The organism is Microbacterium sp. 22303 (genome assembly GCF_052045265.1).
GTDB lineage: Bacteria > Actinomycetota > Actinomycetes > Actinomycetales > Microbacteriaceae > Microbacterium.
In genome coordinates this window covers 1,125,223-1,142,551 of record NZ_JBQEOQ010000001.1, presented here as the reverse complement: position 1 = coordinate 1,142,551, position 17,329 = coordinate 1,125,223, and the positions used below count along the sequence as shown (strand labels likewise).

Below are 17,329 nucleotides of genomic sequence, written 5' to 3'. Positions count from 1 at the left end.
CCGGTCACGCGCCGTTCATGTCGATGCGATCTGATCGGCGTATGGACGCTGCTGATCGCCGTCGGGCCGGGTCCCGAGGCGTGCCGGTGGGGCTTCTCGGAGCCGCCGGGCTCGCGATCGCCGGATCCGCCGTCGCCGTGCCGCTGGCGCTGCGGCGACAGGCGCGTATCGCTCGGCGTCGCATCGGCAAGCCGCTGGGAGAAGACGCGATCGACGCCGACCGCGTCTGGCGGCGGGGCCTGTCCGGGGAGCCGATCGAGCTGCTCGTGCTCGGCGACTCGCTTGCGGCCGGTCTGGGCGCCGAGCGGCGCAAGGACACGCTGGGCGGACGGCTCGCCAAGGGCGTCGCCCGGCGGACGCGTCGGCCGGTGCGGCTGCGTACGGTCGCGATCGTCGGATCCGAGTCGCCGGATCTGGACGCTCAGCTCGCGTCGCTCGAGACGGACTATCTGCCGCACGTCGCGGTGATCGTCGTCGGCGGCAACGACGTGACCCACCGGATCCCGGTCACCCTCTCGGTGCAGCATCTCGAGGACGCGATCGGCTGGTTGCACGCGCTCGGAGCGAGCGTCGTGGTCGGCACCTGCCCCGACCTCGGGGCGCTGCGGGCCGTTCCGCAGCCGCTGCGGTCGATCGCCTCGCGGATGTCACGGCGACTGGCCGCGGCGCAGGCCCAGGCCGCCATCGAGCACGGCGCCACTGCGGTCGATCTGCGGCGCGCGGTCGGGCCGATGTTCTTCGATGAGCCTGAGGAGATGTTCAGCCTGGATCGGTTCCACCCGAGCGCCCTCGGCTACCGCCGCACTGCGGAAGCGCTGCTGCCCGCGGTGACGGCGGCGGCCGAGGAGGCCTCGGTGAACGCGGCCGGCGGAGCGCTCAGCTCTCCGGTGCGGTGAACGAGGCGGCCCATTCGGCCACGCGGGCCGTGCTCTCGGACTCGGAGAGGTCCTCGACGCGCGTCATGATCGACCAGCGCACGCCGAACGGATCCCGGATGCTCGCGTAGCGGTCGCCCGAGACGAACGTGGACGGCGCCTCGCGAACCGTCGCACCGGCCGCCACCGCGCGTTCGACGACCGTGTCGACGTCGGGCACGTAGAGGCCTATCGAGTAGCAGTCGGCGTCGCCGGCGGGGGCCGAGACGAGCCCGTACTCGGGGTTGGGATCGCCGAGCTGCAGCACGCCGAGACCGAAGTCGAGGTCGGCGTGCGCGACCACGCCGCCGAACTCGGTGATGTCGACGACGCGCGCGCCGAAGATGTCGCGGTAGAACTCGATCGCGGACCGGGAGTCGGGGATGGCCAGGAACGGGGTCAGGGACGTCGCCGAGTTCGGGCGGCCGTTCGTCGTGTATTCGCCGGTGACGCCGGTGGTCGCTGTGGTGGGGGTGTGTTCGCTCATGACCACGAGGCTAGGGGGCGACGGGAGACGGTTCTTGGAGATTCGCGCCACGTTCGGCCGGGGGCCCCGCGCGGCCCATCACCGGATGTCCGCGACGCCTTCTAGGCTCGGGGAATGGTCGATCCGACGCGCGGCGTGCTGTATCCGGCGCGCCTGCCGCAGTTCCACCGCCTTCCGCCGCCGGCGGAGGCCGCCGAGCTCGTGGAGTGGTGCTGGATCCCCGAGTGGGACATCGAGCCGGGCCGTTCGTCGCGTCAGGACCTCGTGTCGTTCCCTGCTCTGAACCTGGTCGTCGAGAGCGGGGGCACGGTGCTGTCGGGCGCGACGACCCGAGCCAGCTCCCGGGAGCTGACCGGCAAGGGGTGGGCCGTCGGCGCGCTGCTGCGGCCGGCCGCGGCGGCCGCGCTGACCGAGACGCCCTCCGCCCTGCTCGACCGGGCGGAGGCGTACCCGGCACCGGGGCTGGCGGAGGCGGTCGCAGGCGCGATGACTTCGGGGGAAGGGCATCGGGAGCGGGCCGTCGCGCTGCTGTGCGCCTGGCTGCGTGAGCGCGTGGGCGAGGTCACGGCGCCGGCCCGGCACGCGAACGCCATGGCGGAGGTGCTCATGTCCGATCCCGACGTGCGCAGCCCCGAGCAGGCGGCGGCCCGTCTCGCCGTCTCGGTTCGCACCCTGCAGCGCATGGCGCACCGCCACGTGGGTCTGTCTCCGGCCGCCATGATCCGGCGCCGGCGCCTGCAGGAGGCGGCGGAGCGGATCCGCTCCGATCCCGGCACGGATCTCGCGACCGTCGCTGTCGAGCTCGGCTACGCGGATCAGTCGCATCTCGCCAACGATTTCCGCGCGGTGCTGGGCTTCACCCCGTCGGCGTATCGCGCCGACGCCGGTCCCGTCCGAGCCTGATCGCCCGCACACCGACGCCCACGAGGACCACGCCCGCTCCGATCATCACCGAGGACACCGGCAGCGACGCAGCCAGAGCCACGCAGCCGATCGCGCCGAGCACCTGCAGCGGTTTCGGATACCGGCGCGCGGCCCCACCCTGCTGGAGCGCGGCGGCGTTCGCGACGAAGTAGTACAGCAGCACGCCGAACGACGAGAACCCGATCGCTCCGCGCAGGTCCGCGACGAGCACGACCGCCACCACGACCGCACCGGCGGCCAGCTGCGCACGCCGCGGGACGTGATGCCGCGGATCCACGGCGGTGAGGGAGCGGGGGAGGTCGCGTTCCCGAGCCATGGCGAGCGAGGTGCGACCGATCCCGGAGAGAAGAGCGAGCAGCGCGCCGGTGGCGGCCGTAGCTGCGGCGATCCGCACGGCGGGCGCCGCGCGGGGCCAGCCGGCAGCGGTGACGACGTCGGCGAGGGGCGCGGATGAGCTCTCGGCTGCGCCGCCGAGCGTCAGCACGACCGCACCGCCGATGAGCACGTAGATGACGAGTGCGGACGCGAGTGCGATGCCGATCGCCCGCGGGATGGCGCGCGACGGGTCCCGCACCTCCTCGCCCATGGTCGCGATGCGCGCGTACCCGGCGAAGGCGAAGAACAGCAGCCCCGCGGCCTGGAGCACGCCGTAGGGGGAGCCAGGCGGGAGGGGCGCGGGCGCGGCGTGCGGCAGTGCGGTCCCCGCGGCGGCCAGCACCACGATCAACCCGAGCAGGGTCACAGCCACGAGCACCTGGGTGACGCGAGCGGTGCGGGTCACCCCGACGCAGGTGACAGCGGTCAGGGCCGTGACCGCCGCGACCGCGACCGGCTTCTGCCACCCTGCCGGAGCCACGTACGCGGCGACAGTCATCGCCATGGCGGCGCAGCTCGCGAGCTTGCCGATCACGAAGCACCAGCCGGCGACGAAGCCCCACCACGGTCCGAGCTCCGCCCGTCCGTACGCGTAGGTGCCGCCCGAGACCGGGTGCACGGCCGCGAGCTGCGCGGACGAGGTGGCGTTGCAGAAGGCCACGATCCCCGCGAGGAGCAGCGCGATCAGCAGGCTCGATCCGGCCGCGCCGATCGCCGGGCCCCAGACTGTGAAGACTCCGGCACCGATCATGGATCCGAGGCCGATCGCGACAGCATCGGCGAGGGTCAGGCGGCGCGCGAGGGGCATCCCGTCATCGTGGCACGCCGCGGTGAACGGCGGGTGCCGTGCCCTCCGGAAGCGGCAGCGAGAGCACCGCGGGCGTCGCAGCGCAGAGGAAGAGCGTCTGCGTGCTGGCCACCAGGCGCGAGTGGTCGCGCACCGGATCCGCTGTGCCCGGATTGCGCAGATGCAGGGGGTGCGCGCCCCAGGACACCTGCACGCGGAGGCGGCTGCCCGCGACGAAGCGATGCGCGATCGGTGCGAGCGCGACCCGGACCCGGCGCGGCTCGCCGGGCGCGGCCTCCGGGGAGAGCCGCAGGTAGCCGTCGGTGACGGTGCGCGAGGTCCCCCGCGCGTCCACTTCGCACAGGCGCACGAAGACGTCGACCCGGGGATTCGTGGAGGCGAGCGTGAGCGCGATCTCCGCCGAGCCCATGACCAGCAGCGGATCCGGGAGCGGCTCGCCCGTGAACAGCAGCACGTCCTCGCGGCTCTCGCGACGTCGCTGATCGCGGCGCCCGGCGCTGAACGGGTTGAGCGTGCGGCCGCCGGCATCGGGCGTGGGATCGGCAGGGTCGTAGCGAGAGGTCAGCACACCGTCCTCGGGGGCGGCCCCCGGCGCGACGAGACGGCCGTCCGCGGTCAGCTCCCGCGGATGCGGGGCGCTCGGCGGCGGCCAGGCGGCCAGATCCCGCCAGCCGCCGCCCCCGCTGATCTCGACGCGCACCGGGGCGGCTGCGGGCTCGCCCTCGAGCGCCCGCAGCGCCTCGCGCACCCCGATCACCGTGATCTCGGGAGCGCCGTGGATCCAGTCGCCCACGATCAGGCGCGTCTGTACGCCGGCCCCCTGCAGCGCGGCGTGGTCCTGCAGCTGGCCGACGAGGAAGAGGTCCTGCCACCCCGCCATGAGCGTGACGGGAGGCACCGCCGCGGGATCGGAGGCGAAGTGCAGCGGATCCCACCAGGGATCCCCGGGATCGCTGTGCTCGACCCAGTCGCGGAAGAACTGCGGGTTGTCGCCCAGCGCCGCGGGCACGGCCTGGGACGGCGGCACCGTGCGCGCTCCCCGTGCGAGGGCGCTGCGCGCTCGCAGCAGCCTCCACAGACGCGCCGGCAGCCGGCGCTCCTGCAGGCCGAGCGCGTACGCCCACGCGAGCGGCGTGTCGATCGAGAAGCCGCGACCGAGGTAGAGGATCGCCTCGTCGAAGCGCCGGGCCGACACCGCGATGCCCATCGCGTCGGGTCGGAGCGCGCCGTCGCAGTACGCCCACTGCGTCACCCCGAAGTAGCTGCCGCCCCAGGAGTGAACGAGACCCGTCGCCCACGGCTGTGCGCGCAGCCACCGCAGCGTCGCCTGCCCGTCGGCGGCCTCGTCGTGCAGAGGCCGGAAGTCGCCGCCGGAGCCGAAGGCGCCCCGGCAGCTCTGCACCACCACATGATGCCCGCGTTCGGCGAGGAAGCGCGCCACGGCGGCGACACCGTTCCGGTCGTAGGGCGTGCGGATGAGCACCGTGTGCGGGCCGGCGTCCTCGGCCGCCCAGTGGTCGGTGAGCAACGGGACGCCGTCGTCCGCGGGCACCGCGATGCCGGAGGTCCGGCGCACGCCCGCGTGGGTCCGCGGCGGCATGCCGGGAGCCGAGCGCAGCCGGCGGTATTCGGCGCGCGCCGTCCAGGGGAGCCGGTCGTCCCTCGTCATCGCACGGCCCTGACCCGGGTGACGGCGAAGGCCGCGAACAGCGCCATCACGACCGCACCCGCGTAGAGCGCCACGAAGTTCTCGCCCGTGGGCGAGCCGATGCGCGTCACGAAGAAGGCGAACACCGGCACCAGGATGCCCGGGAGCAGGTAGGCGAGCGCCACGATGCCGAGGTCCTTGCCGGCGTCCTCGGTCGAAGGCAGGCACTCGGTCATGAGCGCGACGTCGGCGGCGATGTAGGCCCCCTGCCCGGCGCCGACGATCGCGATCCCGATCAGGAAGAAGGCGACGTCGCCCACCGCGACGGCGACGACGAGTCCGACTGCGCTCGTGAGCGCTCCGATCACGACGGTCGGCTTGCGCCGTCCGGTACGGTCCGAGATGACGCCGAAGACGAACGCCAGCACGAGGTTCATGATCGTGAACGCCGCCGTGGCCTGCGTCTGGACGGCCGCGATCTGCGCCGGGTCGTCGATGCCGAAGCGGCTGGAGATCGTGAGGTAGAGGTAGCTCGTCACCGACACGATGGAGGCGGTCATGAAGAAGCGGCAGATCCAGGCCCACGCGAAGTCGGGGTGGCGGCGCGGGCTCAGCCAGAACGTCTCGATCACCCCGCGCCAGTCGAGCGGCGCCGCGGGGACCGTGCGGTGCAGGTCGCGCAGGGCGAAGAAGAGGGTGCTCGCGAGCACGACGGCGATGCCGCCCGGAATGAGGAAGATTCCGATCTGTCCCGTGCCCGCGACAGTGCCGGCCAGCGCGACGCCGCCGAAGATGCCCACGGTGGTGGCGGCGCCCGTCACGGCGGACATGATCGCACGGATGCGGCGGCGGATCTGGTCTGCGAAGAGCGTGTGGATCGTCATCGACACGGCGCCCCACCCGACCAGCACGAGCACCGCGCCTGCGCCGAGCAGCAGGAGCGAGGTGGCGAACGCCTGCAGGAGGTAGCCGATCGCGGCGATGAGCACGCCCGCCGCGATCCAGGGGCGGCGGATGCCGAGGCGGGAGAGCGAGCGGTCGCTGAGACGCCCGAAGATCGGGGTGGTGACGAGGATCGCCGCGCCGCCTGCGGTCAGCACGATGCTGAGGTTGCCCGTCGCCTGGTCGGGATCCCACTCCTTGAGGAGCTGCGGCACGGCGACGCCGGCCACGCCCTGGGCGATGCCGGTCGCGAGCCAGGTGAGGACGAACGCGATCCAGAACCACCGGGTCTGACGCTCGCCGGGCACGGCGTCGTCGCCGTGTGCGGGCGTGGACGGCAGGGGGATCATGGGATCTGCGGCATGGGTGGACATCATCGTCTCCCTCTCGGGTCGGTGGCCGGGTGCGGGTGCGGGTGCGGGTGCGGGGGTTCGGACGCGTAGGCGGCGGCGAGCTCGGCGACGAACACATCGCGCCAGTCGCGGGCGCCCTGCCAGGCGGTGAGCCCGGGGGAGCCGTGCACGTGGCCCGCGCCGATGCGGAGGGTCACCGGGACGTCCGCGTCCTGCAGGGCGCGGGCATAGGCGACGGCGCCGTCGCGCAGCGGATCGAACTCGGCGGCGAGGATGAGCGCCGGAGCGAGGTCTCGATGATCGGCGGCGTCGAGCGGCGAGCACTCCGCGAGCGGGGCGCCCGCGCGGTAGATGCCGGCGAGCAGTTCGGCGCCGTCCATGCCGGAGGCTCGTCGTCGCCGCGCGGAGAGGCCGCTGAGGGGGCGCAGCGTGGCGGGCAGCACCTCGAGCGCCTGATGGTGCAGTCGGCGGCCGGCATCCCTCTCCCGGAGGGCGGCGGAGGCCGCGATCGTGGCGCCGGCGGAGTTGCCTCCGATGCCGAGACGGTCCGCGTCGACGCCCAGCTCGCCCGCCCGCGCGCGCAGGTCGGCGAGGGCCGCGACGGCGTCGTCGACGGGGGCGGGGAAGGGGTGCTCCGGCGCGAGGCGGTACTCGAGCGACACGATCTGCACCGCGGAGCGCAGGGCGCGGTCCGCGGTCGTGCTCTCGTTGAGGACCTCGTCGATCGTGCCCGCGATCCAGCCTCCGCCGTGCAGCCACAACATGGTCGGGAGAGGGCCGGACGCGCCTGCCGGGCGGAACCGCCGGGCGCGGAGAGGCCCGGCGACGCCGGTGAGCCGCAGCTCCTCCGCCTCCGCCCCCGGGGGAGTCGGATCCGTGAACTCGGCGGCCAGCAGATCGCTCAGGATCCTGGCCGCCCGGCGATGCGCGGCGGGGTCGGGCGAGCCGTGCTCGGGGAGGTCGGCGACGATCTCGTCGATCCGGCGGAGCCAGGCCCGCACCGGTGCGTCGAGCGCGAGCGTGTCGGCGGTGCTCATGAGTCCGCCCGCAGCCGACGCAGCTCGGTCACGATCAGGCGGTGGGCGACGTCGGCGGCCGGGACGAATCCGGTCGCGCCCAGGGAGCCGTGGGTCTGGCCGACGAACCGCACGGCGGTGACGTCGACCCTGGCGTCGGAGAGCGCCCTGGCGTACGCCTCGCCGTCGCCGCGGAGGGGATCCAGCTCGGAGGTGATGATGAGCGCCGGAGGGAGGCCGGCGTGGGAGCCGGCGAGCAGCGGCGAGGCGTACGGGTTCCGGGCCGCCTTCGCGTCGTCGCCGACGTACTGCCGCACCAGCATCCGGCCGGCCCTGCGCACGATGACGCCGGGCATCCTCGCGCTGACCCCGCGCGCGTCGGCGTGCCCGATGGTGAGGTCGAGCGCCGGGTTCTCCAGCAGCTGCAGGGCGATCGGATGCGCGGCGCGGTCACGGTTCATGAGCGTCACCGCCGCGGCCAGGTCACCCCCGGAGGACGCGCCGCCCACGGCGAGCCGGTCGCGGGATCCGCCCAGTTCCTCCGCGTGGGCATGCGTCCATTCCCAGGCGCTCCAGCACTGCTCCGGCTGGGTGGGGAATCGCCGTTCCGGCGCGTGCGCGTAGTCTGTGGCGACGATGATGATCCCCGCGTCGCGCGCCCGCTCGCGGAACCGCGCGTCCCACGAGACCCAGTCGATGCCGGCGATCGTGAAGCCTCCGCCGTAGAAGTACACGAGGATCGGGAGTCCCGCGTCCCGCGGGGCCGGTTCGGGGCCGGGCCAGTAGACGCGCACCCGCACGTCGGGATGGCCGGCGACGGGTACGGTGTGCTCCGCGGTGGCGGTGTGAAGGGGCGAGATTCCCAGGGCCGCGCTGACCGCGGTGTCGTTCTCGCCGGCGACGCGGCGCCGCCCCGCAGGATCCTTCGGCTCGGGCGCGAGAAAGGCGGCGGTCTTCGCCTCATGCGCCGCGACGGCGCGGTCGAGCATCGGGCGGCGGTAGCGGGAGCCTCTCGGCATCGGTCATCTCCTTCGACGGGCTGCGGACTAGTCTGGGCAATCGAAGAACTTCGATGAAGAGGGGATCCGAGCGATGCGCGCACGTCCGGGAAGGGTCACGATCTACGACGTCGCCGCGCGTGCCGGGGTGAGCATCTCGACGGTCTCGCTGGCGGTGAGCGCGCCGCACCGGGTGCGCCCGGAGACGCGCGAGCGGATCGTCGCGGCCGCCACCGCGCTCGGCTACCGGATGACGCAGGGGCGCCGTATCGGCGCATCCCGGATCGCGGTCGCCGCCCCCTTCACGAGCTACCCCTCCTACCTGCGCCGGCTCTCGGGGATGCTGCGGCGGGCGCGCGACGTCGCGGTCGACATCATCCCCTACGACCTGGAATCGGCGGCCGCGGCCGATGAGCCGCTGCTGGACGTGCTGCCGGCGCGCACCGACGCGTCGGGGCTCATCGTCATGGGCGTGCCTCTCGGCGGCGCCGCCCGCCGTGCGAGCAGAGCGGCGAGGATCCCGGTCGTCTACGTGGACGTCGTGCCGGCGAAGGGCGAGATCGGCGGCCCCGTCGTCCTCGTCGACGACCGGGACGGAGGCGAGCAGATCGGCCGCCACCTCGTCGAGCTCGGGCATCGCACGGCGCTGTTCGTGCACGAGCCGCAGCGCTCGCCGGCCTACGTGTCGGCCGGCATGCTGCGCATCGAGGGGCTGCAGCGTCACGTCTCTGTGGTGCCCGCGGCGGTGGACGGGCCGGCCGAGATCGACGAGCGGGTGCTGCAGGCCGCGCGCGATGCCGGGGCCACCGCCGTCGTCGCGAATCACGACCGGTTCGCGGCCGCCGTCCTCGACCTGCAGCGCTCCCGGCCGGAGAGCGAGAGACTGCCCGTGGTCGGCTACGACGACGGCGAGCTGGCCGAGGGGCTCGGCCTGACCACCGTGCGGCAGCCGTTCGAGGAGAGCGGCCGCACGGCGCTGGAGCTCGCGCTCGGCCTGGTCGCGGGCACCTCGGGCGCACGGGACACCGTGCGCCTCGCGCCGACGCTGGTCGAGCGGGCCTCGAGCCTGCGCGGGGTCACACCCGGGCGGCCGTGACCCGTTTCTTCTCCCGCACGTACACCTCGCGGCGCACGCGCGCCACGACCTCGCCATCGCGGTCGGTGATCTCGGTCTCGAACCATTCGAGCACCTTCGCGCCGCCGGCGGCGCGCGTCCGGATCTCGGCGACGCGCTCCGGCGGCACGTGGAAGCGTGCGGTGAGCACGCCGCGGCCTGGCTTGACGAACTCGATCTCACCGCGGGTGTCCCAGACCACGTAGTCGCGGCCCAGCTGGTGCATGACGAGCATGAAGAAGTACGGATCCGTCATCGCCTGCATGGATCCGCCGAACGCGGTCTTCACATAGTTGCGGGTGAAGACGTTCACGTGCAGCTCCACCGTCGCCCGCGTCCAGTCCGCGCTGAAGCCGCGCACCCTGATGCCGCTGAACAGGTTCGGGATCCACAGGCTCATGCCGACGGCCAGACGGCGGGGTGTGACGCGCATGCAGCCAGTCTTCCCGGGGTGCGCCGCAGGAAGGGAATCGACTGGATCTCTTCCACAATTGATCTAGTTGAAATAGAATAACTGCACAGGAGGTGAGTCGGATGCTGATCCGTATCGATGCCGACAGTGCGCAGCCGCTGTTCGCGCAGATCGCGGCGTCCGTGCGCGCCGAGGTGCTCGCCGGACGCCTGCGTCCTGGCGACCGGCTCCCTGCCGCCCGTGAGCTGTCCGAGGCGGTCGACGTGAATGTGCACACCGTGTTGCGGGCGTACCAGGAGCTGCGGGACGAGGGGCTCGTCGACCTGCGCCGAGGGCGCGGCGCCGTGCTCTCCGCCTCTGCCGCGCCCCTCGCCGACCTCGCCGAGGACATCGGGGCGCTCGTCCGTCGCGGTGCCGTCCTCGGGATCAGTCCCGCGACGCTCGCCGCGTTGATCGCCGCCCAGGAATGAGGAGGATCCATCATGAACGCACGTTCCGCTCCTGCCGTGCAGGACGTGACCGCGATCCCGGAGCGCGACCTGCGCCGGGCGCGCCTGCTCGCGGTCTGCCTCGGCGCCGTGGTGCCGCTCGTGCTCTCCGGCGTCGTGCTCGCCCTGGTCCTCGCGTGGCTGCCTGAGTTGCCGTCGCCCGCCGCCACGCACTGGGGCCCGTCGGGCGTCGACGGCTTCGGACCGCCGGCGACCTTCGTCTGGCTGACGATCCTGCTCGGCTTCGCGCTGCCCGCGGCGCTCACGATCACGACCGTGATCGGCGTGCGCGACCACTGGGGCGGTGGCGCGAGACTCCTCGTGGGCATGGCTCTGGGCATCTCCGGGCTCAGCGCCGTGATCAATCTCGGCGCGGTCGGCACGCAGCGCGGTCTCGCCGATGCGAAGCACGCCGACGACCTCGGTGGCCTCATGCTGCTCGGATTCGGCGCGTTCGTCGTGCTGATCGGCATCGGCTGGCTGCTGCAGCCGCACATCCGCCCCGCTCCGGCCGCGCCGCTGCAGCCGGCCCACGTCGCCGCGATCACCCAGGGCGAGCGGGTGGTGTGGCTCGCCACCGCGTCGTTGTCTCGCCGGGCGATGATCCTCATTTCACTGCTCGTGGTCGTCGTCGTCGGTCTCACCGCGTTCATGGCGATCCGGTTCACCGACCGGATGTGGGTGCCGATTCTGACGCTCGTCCTCATCGGCGGCGCCTTCGCGTCGTCCGCGTCGTTCCGGGTGCGCGTCGGTCCGGACGGCCTCTCTGTGCGGTCGCAGATCGGCTTCCCCCGCGTGCACGTGCCGCTCGACGAGGTGGTGTCGGTGCGGGCTGTGGAGTGCAACCCGTTCGGCGAGTTCGGCGGCTTCGGCTGGCGGCTCGGCCTCGACGGGCGCACCGGGATCGTGCTGCGCCGGGGGCCCGCGATCGAGGTCGAGCGCCGGGGCAAGCGCCCGCTGGTCGTCACCGTCGACGGAGCGGCGGTCGGCGCCGCCGTGCTGCAGGCCTACCTGGAGCGCGACGCGTCGTCCGAGTCCACCCCACCCGACGGCGGAGCGGCCGACGGCGGAAGCAGATCATGAGCGCCGGCCTCGATGGCACAGCCCAGGCGAACGGCGCGGATGCGGAGCTCTCGGCCGACGTCCCGGTGCGCATCGGACTCGGCGCGATCGTGGCCTACATCGTGCTCGCCTGCGGGCTGGCGTGGCTCGTGGTTCTGCCTCTGTGGCTGGGGGACGGGCTGCGAGAGCCCTATGCCCTCCCGCTGATGTCGGTGATGATGTACATGCCCGCGGTCGCTGTCGTGGTCGTGCTGCTCGTGTTGCGGCCGGTCCCGAAAGGGAAGCGACTGCGGTTCCTCGGTATGTGGCCGCTGCGCCCTGCGAAGCGCGTCATCTGGATGATGGTGGTCGGCCTGCTGGTGCCGCCGCTGCTGGTGCTGGCGTCGACCATCGTCGCGACTCTGTGCGGCTGGCTCCGCGTGGATCTCGTCGGCTTCTCCGGATACACCCACCTGCTGGCGTCCGCGGTGCCCGCCGGCACCCCGCTGCCCCCGACCGTCGTGCTGATCGCCGCGCAGGCGGCGAGCATCCCGGTCGCGGCCGCCACGATCAACGCGGTCGCCGCGTTCGGCGAGGAGCTCGGCTGGCGCGGTTTCCTCGTTCCGGCACTGCGTCGTTTCGGGACGTGGGCGTCCCTGCTCGTCAGCGGCGTGATCTGGGGCGTGTGGCACGCGCCGATCATCCTGCTCGGCTACAACTTCGGCCGTACCGATGTCAGCGGCGTGCTGCTGATGACCGGCGGCTGCGTCGTGCTGGGAGTGCTGTTCGGCTGGCTGCGGCTGCGTTCCGCGTCGATCTGGCCTGCGGTGTTCGCCCACGGCGCCTTCAACGCATCGGCCGCGATGTACCTCTGGTTCGTCGCTGCGGGATCGGCGCCGGATCCGGCGCTCGTCCTGCCCCTCGGCGTCTCCGGCTGGATCGTCGGCGCCGTGGTCATCCTCGTCCTGATCCTCAGCGGGCAGTTCCGCCGGCAGCCCGCGCTCGCCGCGGACCGGCCGCGGACGATGCCGGCGCCGTTCCCGGGGCCTTCCGTCGACGACCCGCGGGGCGCGGGGACGACCGCGGACGCGACGACCGGATCGGATCCGGATCGGTCTTGATCGCGGTCTGCTCAGGCGCGAAGCTGGGCGCATGGCTGAACCGAACCTCGCGAACTGGCGTGCTGCTGACGACTATCTGTCCGAGACCCTGGTCGGGCACGACCCCGCGCTGGAGGCTGCTCTGACCGCGCAGCAGGCGGCGGGGATGCCGGCGATCGAGGTCGCGCCGGTCAGCGGGAAGCTGCTGAACCTGCTGGTGCGGATCGCAGGCGCGCGCCGGGTCCTCGAGATCGGCACGCTCGGCGGCTACTCCACGATCTGGATGGCGCAGGCGGTGGGCGGCGGCGGACGCGTCGTCACCATCGAGGCGGAGCCGGACAACGCGGCGGTCGCGCGCGCGAGCATCGACGCAGCGGGCGTGGGGGAGCGCGTCGAGATCCGCATCGGGCGAGCCGCCGATGTGCTGCCGCAGCTCGAGGACGACGAGCCGTTCGACCTGATCTTCATCGACGCGGATAAGGAGTCGAACACGATCTACCTGGACTGGGCTGCACGCCTGGGGCGCCCTGGAGCGGTGATCGTGGTCGACAACATCGGCCGCGACGGCGACATCATCGATCCGGCGTCCGCCGACTCCAAGGTGGTCGGTACGCGCGAGGGGCTCGAGATGCTCGGTCGAGATCCGCGCTTCGACGCGACGGCGCTGCAGACGGTCGGCGTGAAGGGCTGGGACGGCGTGGCGATCGCCCTCGTGGTCTGACGACGTCGCTTCCGCCTGTGGTCGGGATCGATCGGGCCCGCATCGGGACACACCCACCCCGGGCCGCGCGGATGCCGGTGTCGCGGGCCACAATGGACGCGTGACGCAACCGATGGGTCTGGGCGGGCGGCCGATGACGCCGCCGCCCGGCGTGCCCGCCGAAGAGCGACTCATCGCGCGTTTCCACCCGCACGCCCGGCACCTGCTCTGGTCGGCGCTCCTGCTCATCGCGGTGGCCGGCGCGACCGGGTACTTCACGAGCAATCTCCCGGCGCCGATCGCCGGATGGGCGAAGGACTGGATGCTGTGGGCGGCGGCCGGTGCGCTGGTGCTGCTGCTCGTCGTGGCACCGTTCCTCGTGTGGCTCTCACGCCGCGTGACGATCACGACCCGGCGGGTGATCGTGCGCGACGGGATCGGATCCCGCAACAGCACGGAGATGTCCCACGCCCGCGGATACACGATCACGGTGCGGCGCGGACCCCTGCAGCGTCTCGCCGGAGCCGGCACGATCCTGCTCTCGAACGGCGTGGATGCACCGCTGCGGATCCGCGACGTCCCGAATGTCGCGTTGGTGCAGGAGACCCTGGCGGACCAGGTCGAGGTGGGGCAGATCCTCGCGCACCGCGACGCCCAGGCCGCTCAGAACCCCTTCAGCGTCTGACACGACCGAGGCGCAACGCCCTGCGCTCTCGGCGGCGGCGATGATGGCTCGCCCGGTACGGAAGAATGGATCCCGAGGAACGGAGATCCGATGGCGTTGCGTGTGGGTGTGATCGGCGGCGGACAGCTGGCGCGGATGATGATCGCCCCGGCGGTCGAACTGGGTATCGACATCCGGGTGCTCGCGGAGGACGAGGGCATGTCGGCGCAGTTGGCCGCGACCGCCGTGGGCGACTACCGCGACCTCGACACCGTGCGCCGGTTCGCGGCGGACGTCGACGTGATCACCTTCGACCATGAGCACGTGCCGCAGGAGGTGCTTCGGGCCCTGGTCGCCGACGGCGTCGCCGTGCACCCCGGGCCCGACGCGCTGCGCTTCGCGCAGGACAAGCTCGACATGCGCGCCCGCCTCGCTGAGCTCGGCGCGCCCCAACCCGACTGGGCGCGCGTCGCCGATGCCGCGGACCTGCAGGCGTTCCTGGACGCGCACGGCGGTAGCGGCGTCGTGAAGACGCCTCGCGGCGGCTATGACGGCAAGGGCGTGCGGGTGGTGTCCGCAGCCGACGAGGCGGCGGACTGGTTCTCGGCCCTCGCCGAGGGTGACGCCCTGCTCGTCGAGGAACTCGTGCCGTTCGTGCGCGAGCTCGCACAGCAGGTCGCGCGGCGACCGAACGGCGAGTCCGTGTCGTACCCCGTCGTGGAGACCGTGCAGAAGGGCGGGGTCTGCGCCGAGGTGATCGCCCCTGCACCGGGAGTCGACGCGGAGCACTTGGCTGAGGCAGCCCGGATCGGCCGGGAGATCGCCGAAGGGCTGGACGTGACCGGCATGCTCGCGGTCGAGCTGTTCCAGACCGAGGACGGCCGGATCCTCGTGAACGAGCTGGCCATGCGCCCGCACAACAGCGGCCACTGGAGCCAGGACGGCGCGGTGACCGGGCAGTTCGAGCAGCACCTGCGCGCCGTCGCCGACCTGCCGCTCGGGGAGACGACTCCGCACGCCGACTGGTCCGTCATGATCAACATCCTCGGCGGTCCCGAGTACGGGAGCATGCTCGACCGCGTCCCTGCCGCGCTCGCCGCGAGCCCGCACGCCAAGGTGCACACTTACGGCAAGGCCCCGCGCCCCGGACGCAAGGTCGGTCACGTGAACGCGAGCGGATCCGATCTCGACGCGGTGCTCGCCGAGGCCCGGGGCGCCGCGGCCGCATTCTCCTGAGAAACCGGGAGAGCGGCCTGAGCGGACGCCTTCCGGCGTTCTCGCCGGCCAGGGCGCGCCGCAGCGGGGTTCTCACAGGCCCCGCCCGTAGCCTGTACGGGTGACTGGGACACTGCACGCATCCGCCGCGCCCCTCGTCGGCGTGGTCATGGGATCAGACTCCGACTGGCGCGTGATGAGCGCCGCCTCCGAGGCGCTGACCGAGTTCGGCATCCCGCACGAGGTCGAGGTCGTCTCCGCGCACCGCACGCCGGAGAAGCTGCACCGCTACGGCACCGAGGCGCGTGAGCGCGGGCTCAAGGTCATCATCGCGGGAGCCGGGGGAGCCGCCCACCTGCCGGGCATGCTGGCCTCGGTCACGGCGCTGCCCGTGATCGGCGTACCCGTCCCGCTCGCCTACCTCGACGGCATGGACTCACTCCTGTCGATCGTGCAGATGCCCGCCGGCATCCCGGTCGCCACCGTCTCGATCGGCGGTGCGCGCAACGCGGGTATCCTCGCCGCGCGCATCCTCGGAACCGCGGATCCGGCCCTCGCCGACCGCGTCGAGTCGTACGCCCGCGACCTCGAGGCTCAGGTCGAGGAGAAGAACCGGCGGCTGAAGGACAGCCTGTGACCCAGATGCTCACCCGGCCCGGTGGGGTCTCCGCGCAGAGTGCGGGGCTGATCCGCACCCGCCCGATGCGCGATCCCGATTTCGGCTCGCCGGAGGTGATGACCCGCCGCGGATGGTGGCTGGTGGTGCTGAACGTGCTGATCCCCGGATCCGCGCAGGTGCTCGCGGGCAACCGCAGGCTCGGTCGATTCGGACTCGGCGCGACCCTGGCGATGTGGGCCCTGGTGATCGTGGGAGCGCTGACCGCGCTGCTCTGGCATCAGGCGCTGCTCTGGTTCACGGTCGGCGGCGGCTGGGTGAGCTGGATCGTGCTGAGCCTCATCCAGGTCCTGTGCTTCGCCTACATCGTGCTGTGGATCGTGCTGACCTTCGACGCGCTGCGCTTGGTGCGCCTGGTGCGCACCAGGAACTACGCGAAGATCGCGATCCCGCTGGTGGCGGTGCTGGTGCTGGGCCTGTGCGGCAGCGCCACGGCGTCCGCCGCGAACATCGTCGGATCCAGCCGCAACGCCATCAGCACGCTGTTCGGCTCGGGCGGGCCGAGCCTGCCGCCGAGCGACGGCTATTACAACGTGCTTCTGCTGGGCGCCGACAGTGGGCTCGGACGCGACTCGATGCGCTACGACAGCATCTCCGTGGTGTCGGTGAACGCCGAGACCGGCAAGACCACGATCTTCGGCATCCCGCGCGACATGCCCCACGTGCCGTTCGCGCCGGGACCGATGCACGACCTGTACCCGGACGGCCTGCAGGCCCACGACGACGAGGAGTGCGGCTGGGGGAGCGGCATCAACCAGCTCACCAATGCGGCCCAGACGTGCCACACCGGTCCGTCGCTCTACCCTGAGGCCACCAAGCACGGGTCCAGCCCCGCGGTCGAGGCCACCAAGGATGCGGCCGAGGGCGTGCTCGGCATCAAGATCCCGTACTACGTGTTCCTCGACATGAATGACTTCGCGAAGCTCATCGACGCGCTCGGCGGCGTCGACATCAACGTCAAGGAACGGCTGCCCGAGGGCAACGTCCCGGAGTGGGGCGGTCCCGACAACGCCGAGGAATGGGCGACGGGCTGGATCGAGGCCGGCCAGCAGCACATGAACGGCGACACCGCTCAGTGGTACGCGCGCTCCCGCTACACGACGAGCGACTTCGACCGGATGCGCCGCCAGCGCGAGCTGCAGGATGCGCTGCTGAAGCAGTTCACGCCGCAGAACGTGCTCACGCACTTCAACGAGATCGCCGCGGCGGGCACGTCGGCGGTCGACACCGACCTGCCGCAGGACAAGCTGCCGGAGTTCTTCGACCTCATGGTGAAGGCGAAGCAGCAGAAGCTCACCACGATCGATCTCACCCCGGCGAACGGTGTCGACGAGCTCGAACCGGACTGGAACGCGATCCACGCGATGGTCAAGGCGGTGCTGCACCCGGAGCCGTCACCGACGCCGACCGGCTGATCGCGGGAGGCCGGGAGCGCCTCAGCGGCGGAGGCCCCG

At 72.5% G+C, this 17,329-nt stretch carries 18 protein-coding genes; 11 read left to right on the top strand and 7 right to left on the bottom strand.

All coding sequences use genetic code 11. From position 1 onward, the window contains the following. The first annotated feature begins 41 nt into the window (after positions 1-41). Entirely contained in the window at positions 42-896 is an 855-nt protein-coding gene (locus ACTJI8_RS05415) for an SGNH/GDSL hydrolase family protein (RefSeq protein WP_440732360.1), read from the top strand. Here ACTJI8_RS05415 and ACTJI8_RS05410 read toward each other — a convergent pair. Continuing rightward, complete coding sequence (locus ACTJI8_RS05410; RefSeq protein ID WP_440732359.1) at positions 877-1,401, bottom strand: VOC family protein; 525 nt, start codon at positions 1,399-1,401, stop codon at positions 877-879. The genes ACTJI8_RS05415 and ACTJI8_RS05410 overlap by 20 nt on opposite strands. 114 nt (positions 1,402-1,515) lie before the next feature. Between ACTJI8_RS05410 and ACTJI8_RS05405 the strand changes: the two genes are divergently transcribed. Then, positions 1,516-2,304, top strand: a complete 789-nt coding sequence (locus ACTJI8_RS05405; protein WP_440732358.1) for a helix-turn-helix domain-containing protein — start codon at positions 1,516-1,518, stop codon at positions 2,302-2,304. Here the strand turns inward: ACTJI8_RS05405 and ACTJI8_RS05400 are convergent. The 5 genes from ACTJI8_RS05400 to ACTJI8_RS05380 are packed head-to-tail and all read right to left on the bottom strand — an operon-like array spanning position 2,258 to position 8,486. Further along, on the bottom strand, positions 2,258-3,508 hold the full coding sequence (locus ACTJI8_RS05400; protein WP_440732357.1) for an APC family permease: 1,251 nt from the start codon (positions 3,506-3,508) through the stop codon (positions 2,258-2,260). The genes ACTJI8_RS05405 and ACTJI8_RS05400 overlap by 47 nt on opposite strands. Positions 3,509-3,512: 4 nt before the next feature. Further along, on the bottom strand, positions 3,513-5,177 hold the full coding sequence (locus ACTJI8_RS05395) for a CocE/NonD family hydrolase (RefSeq protein ID WP_440732356.1): 1,665 nt from the start codon (positions 5,175-5,177) through the stop codon (positions 3,513-3,515). Beyond that, on the bottom strand, positions 5,174-6,475 hold the full coding sequence (locus tag ACTJI8_RS05390) for an MFS transporter (protein WP_440732355.1): 1,302 nt from the start codon (positions 6,473-6,475) through the stop codon (positions 5,174-5,176). The genes ACTJI8_RS05395 and ACTJI8_RS05390 overlap by 4 nt, the downstream gene beginning before the upstream one ends. Continuing rightward, positions 6,472-7,488, bottom strand: a complete 1,017-nt coding sequence (locus ACTJI8_RS05385) for an alpha/beta hydrolase (RefSeq protein WP_440732354.1) — start codon at positions 7,486-7,488, stop codon at positions 6,472-6,474. The genes ACTJI8_RS05390 and ACTJI8_RS05385 overlap by 4 nt, the downstream gene beginning before the upstream one ends. Then, complete coding sequence (locus ACTJI8_RS05380) at positions 7,485-8,486, bottom strand: alpha/beta hydrolase (RefSeq protein ID WP_440732353.1); 1,002 nt, start codon at positions 8,484-8,486, stop codon at positions 7,485-7,487. Before ACTJI8_RS05380 ends, ACTJI8_RS05385 begins: the two co-directional genes overlap by 4 nt. A 73-nt stretch (positions 8,487-8,559) precedes the next feature. Between ACTJI8_RS05380 and ACTJI8_RS05375 the strand changes: the two genes are divergently transcribed. Further along, positions 8,560-9,561, top strand: coding sequence for a LacI family DNA-binding transcriptional regulator (locus ACTJI8_RS05375; protein WP_440732352.1), 1,002 nt, complete (start codon positions 8,560-8,562; stop codon positions 9,559-9,561). Here the strand turns inward: ACTJI8_RS05375 and ACTJI8_RS05370 are convergent. Further along, positions 9,542-10,012, bottom strand: coding sequence for a DUF4442 domain-containing protein (locus tag ACTJI8_RS05370; protein ID WP_440732351.1), 471 nt, complete (start codon positions 10,010-10,012; stop codon positions 9,542-9,544). The two genes, ACTJI8_RS05375 and ACTJI8_RS05370, sit on opposite strands and share 20 nt — an antisense overlap. Positions 10,013-10,113: 101 nt before the next feature. Here ACTJI8_RS05370 and ACTJI8_RS05365 point away from each other — a divergent pair, with 101 nt between their 5' ends. The 8 genes from ACTJI8_RS05365 (at position 10,114) to ACTJI8_RS05330 (ending at position 17,290) form a co-directional block, all read left to right on the top strand. Continuing rightward, positions 10,114-10,461 (top strand): GntR family transcriptional regulator, encoded by a 348-nt coding sequence (locus tag ACTJI8_RS05365; RefSeq protein WP_440732350.1) that lies wholly within the window; start codon positions 10,114-10,116, stop codon positions 10,459-10,461. A 12-nt stretch (positions 10,462-10,473) separates the two neighbouring features. Further along, on the top strand, positions 10,474-11,562 hold the full coding sequence (locus tag ACTJI8_RS05360; RefSeq protein WP_440732349.1) for a DUF1648 domain-containing protein: 1,089 nt from the start codon (positions 10,474-10,476) through the stop codon (positions 11,560-11,562). Beyond that, entirely contained in the window at positions 11,559-12,641 is a 1,083-nt protein-coding gene (locus tag ACTJI8_RS05355; protein WP_440732348.1) for a lysostaphin resistance A-like protein, read from the top strand. The genes ACTJI8_RS05360 and ACTJI8_RS05355 overlap by 4 nt, the downstream gene beginning before the upstream one ends. Positions 12,642-12,672: 31 nt before the next feature. After that, positions 12,673-13,341: an O-methyltransferase gene (locus tag ACTJI8_RS05350; protein ID WP_440732347.1), complete on the top strand. Its 669-nt coding sequence runs from the start codon at positions 12,673-12,675 to the stop codon at positions 13,339-13,341. 133 nt (positions 13,342-13,474) lie between these two features. Further along, positions 13,475-14,005, top strand: coding sequence for a PH domain-containing protein (locus ACTJI8_RS05345; protein WP_440732453.1), 531 nt, complete (start codon positions 13,475-13,477; stop codon positions 14,003-14,005). A 90-nt stretch (positions 14,006-14,095) separates the two neighbouring features. After that, positions 14,096-15,220 carry a 5-(carboxyamino)imidazole ribonucleotide synthase gene (locus ACTJI8_RS05340; RefSeq protein WP_440732346.1) on the top strand — a complete coding sequence of 375 codons (1,125 nt, stop codon included), beginning with the start codon at positions 14,096-14,098 and terminating at the stop codon, positions 15,218-15,220. Positions 15,221-15,368: 148 nt separating this feature from the next. Further along, on the top strand, positions 15,369-15,836 hold the full coding sequence (gene purE, locus ACTJI8_RS05335; protein WP_440732452.1) for a 5-(carboxyamino)imidazole ribonucleotide mutase: 468 nt from the start codon (positions 15,369-15,371) through the stop codon (positions 15,834-15,836). Positions 15,837-15,841: 5 nt separating this feature from the next. Further along, the gene (locus ACTJI8_RS05330; protein ID WP_440732451.1) at positions 15,842-17,290 is read left to right on the top strand and encodes an LCP family protein; all 1,449 of its coding nucleotides are present in this window, start codon (positions 15,842-15,844) and stop codon (positions 17,288-17,290) included. Positions 17,291-17,329: the final 39 nt, after the last annotated feature.

Bases quoted from the DNA above. Each gene is read 5' to 3' on its own strand.
- ACTJI8_RS05365 (WP_440732350.1), top strand. From the start codon at position 10,114: ATGCTGATCCGTATCGATGCCGACAGTGCGCAGCCGCTGTTCGCGCAG.
- ACTJI8_RS05385 (WP_440732354.1), bottom strand. From the start codon at position 7,488: ATGAGCACCGCCGACACGCTCGCGCTCGACGCACCGGTGCGGGCCTGG.
- ACTJI8_RS05370 (WP_440732351.1), bottom strand. From the start codon at position 10,012: ATGCGCGTCACACCCCGCCGTCTGGCCGTCGGCATGAGCCTGTGGATC.
- ACTJI8_RS05345 (WP_440732453.1), top strand. From the start codon at position 13,475: ATGACGCCGCCGCCCGGCGTGCCCGCCGAAGAGCGACTCATCGCGCGT.
- ACTJI8_RS05375 (WP_440732352.1), top strand. From the start codon at position 8,560: ATGCGCGCACGTCCGGGAAGGGTCACGATCTACGACGTCGCCGCGCGT.
- purE (WP_440732452.1), top strand. From the start codon at position 15,369: ATGGGATCAGACTCCGACTGGCGCGTGATGAGCGCCGCCTCCGAGGCG.
- ACTJI8_RS05360 (WP_440732349.1), top strand. From the start codon at position 10,474: ATGAACGCACGTTCCGCTCCTGCCGTGCAGGACGTGACCGCGATCCCG.
- ACTJI8_RS05390 (WP_440732355.1), bottom strand. From the start codon at position 6,475: ATGATGTCCACCCATGCCGCAGATCCCATGATCCCCCTGCCGTCCACG.
- ACTJI8_RS05415 (WP_440732360.1), top strand. From the start codon at position 42: ATGGACGCTGCTGATCGCCGTCGGGCCGGGTCCCGAGGCGTGCCGGTG.
- ACTJI8_RS05340 (WP_440732346.1), top strand. From the start codon at position 14,096: ATGGCGTTGCGTGTGGGTGTGATCGGCGGCGGACAGCTGGCGCGGATG.
- ACTJI8_RS05395 (WP_440732356.1), bottom strand. From the start codon at position 5,177: ATGACGAGGGACGACCGGCTCCCCTGGACGGCGCGCGCCGAATACCGC.
- ACTJI8_RS05405 (WP_440732358.1), top strand. From the start codon at position 1,516: ATGGTCGATCCGACGCGCGGCGTGCTGTATCCGGCGCGCCTGCCGCAG.
- ACTJI8_RS05410 (WP_440732359.1), bottom strand. From the start codon at position 1,401: ATGAGCGAACACACCCCCACCACAGCGACCACCGGCGTCACCGGCGAA.
- ACTJI8_RS05400 (WP_440732357.1), bottom strand. From the start codon at position 3,508: ATGCCCCTCGCGCGCCGCCTGACCCTCGCCGATGCTGTCGCGATCGGC.
- ACTJI8_RS05330 (WP_440732451.1), top strand. From the start codon at position 15,842: ATGCTCACCCGGCCCGGTGGGGTCTCCGCGCAGAGTGCGGGGCTGATC.
- ACTJI8_RS05355 (WP_440732348.1), top strand. From the start codon at position 11,559: ATGAGCGCCGGCCTCGATGGCACAGCCCAGGCGAACGGCGCGGATGCG.
- ACTJI8_RS05350 (WP_440732347.1), top strand. From the start codon at position 12,673: ATGGCTGAACCGAACCTCGCGAACTGGCGTGCTGCTGACGACTATCTG.
- ACTJI8_RS05380 (WP_440732353.1), bottom strand. From the start codon at position 8,486: ATGCCGAGAGGCTCCCGCTACCGCCGCCCGATGCTCGACCGCGCCGTC.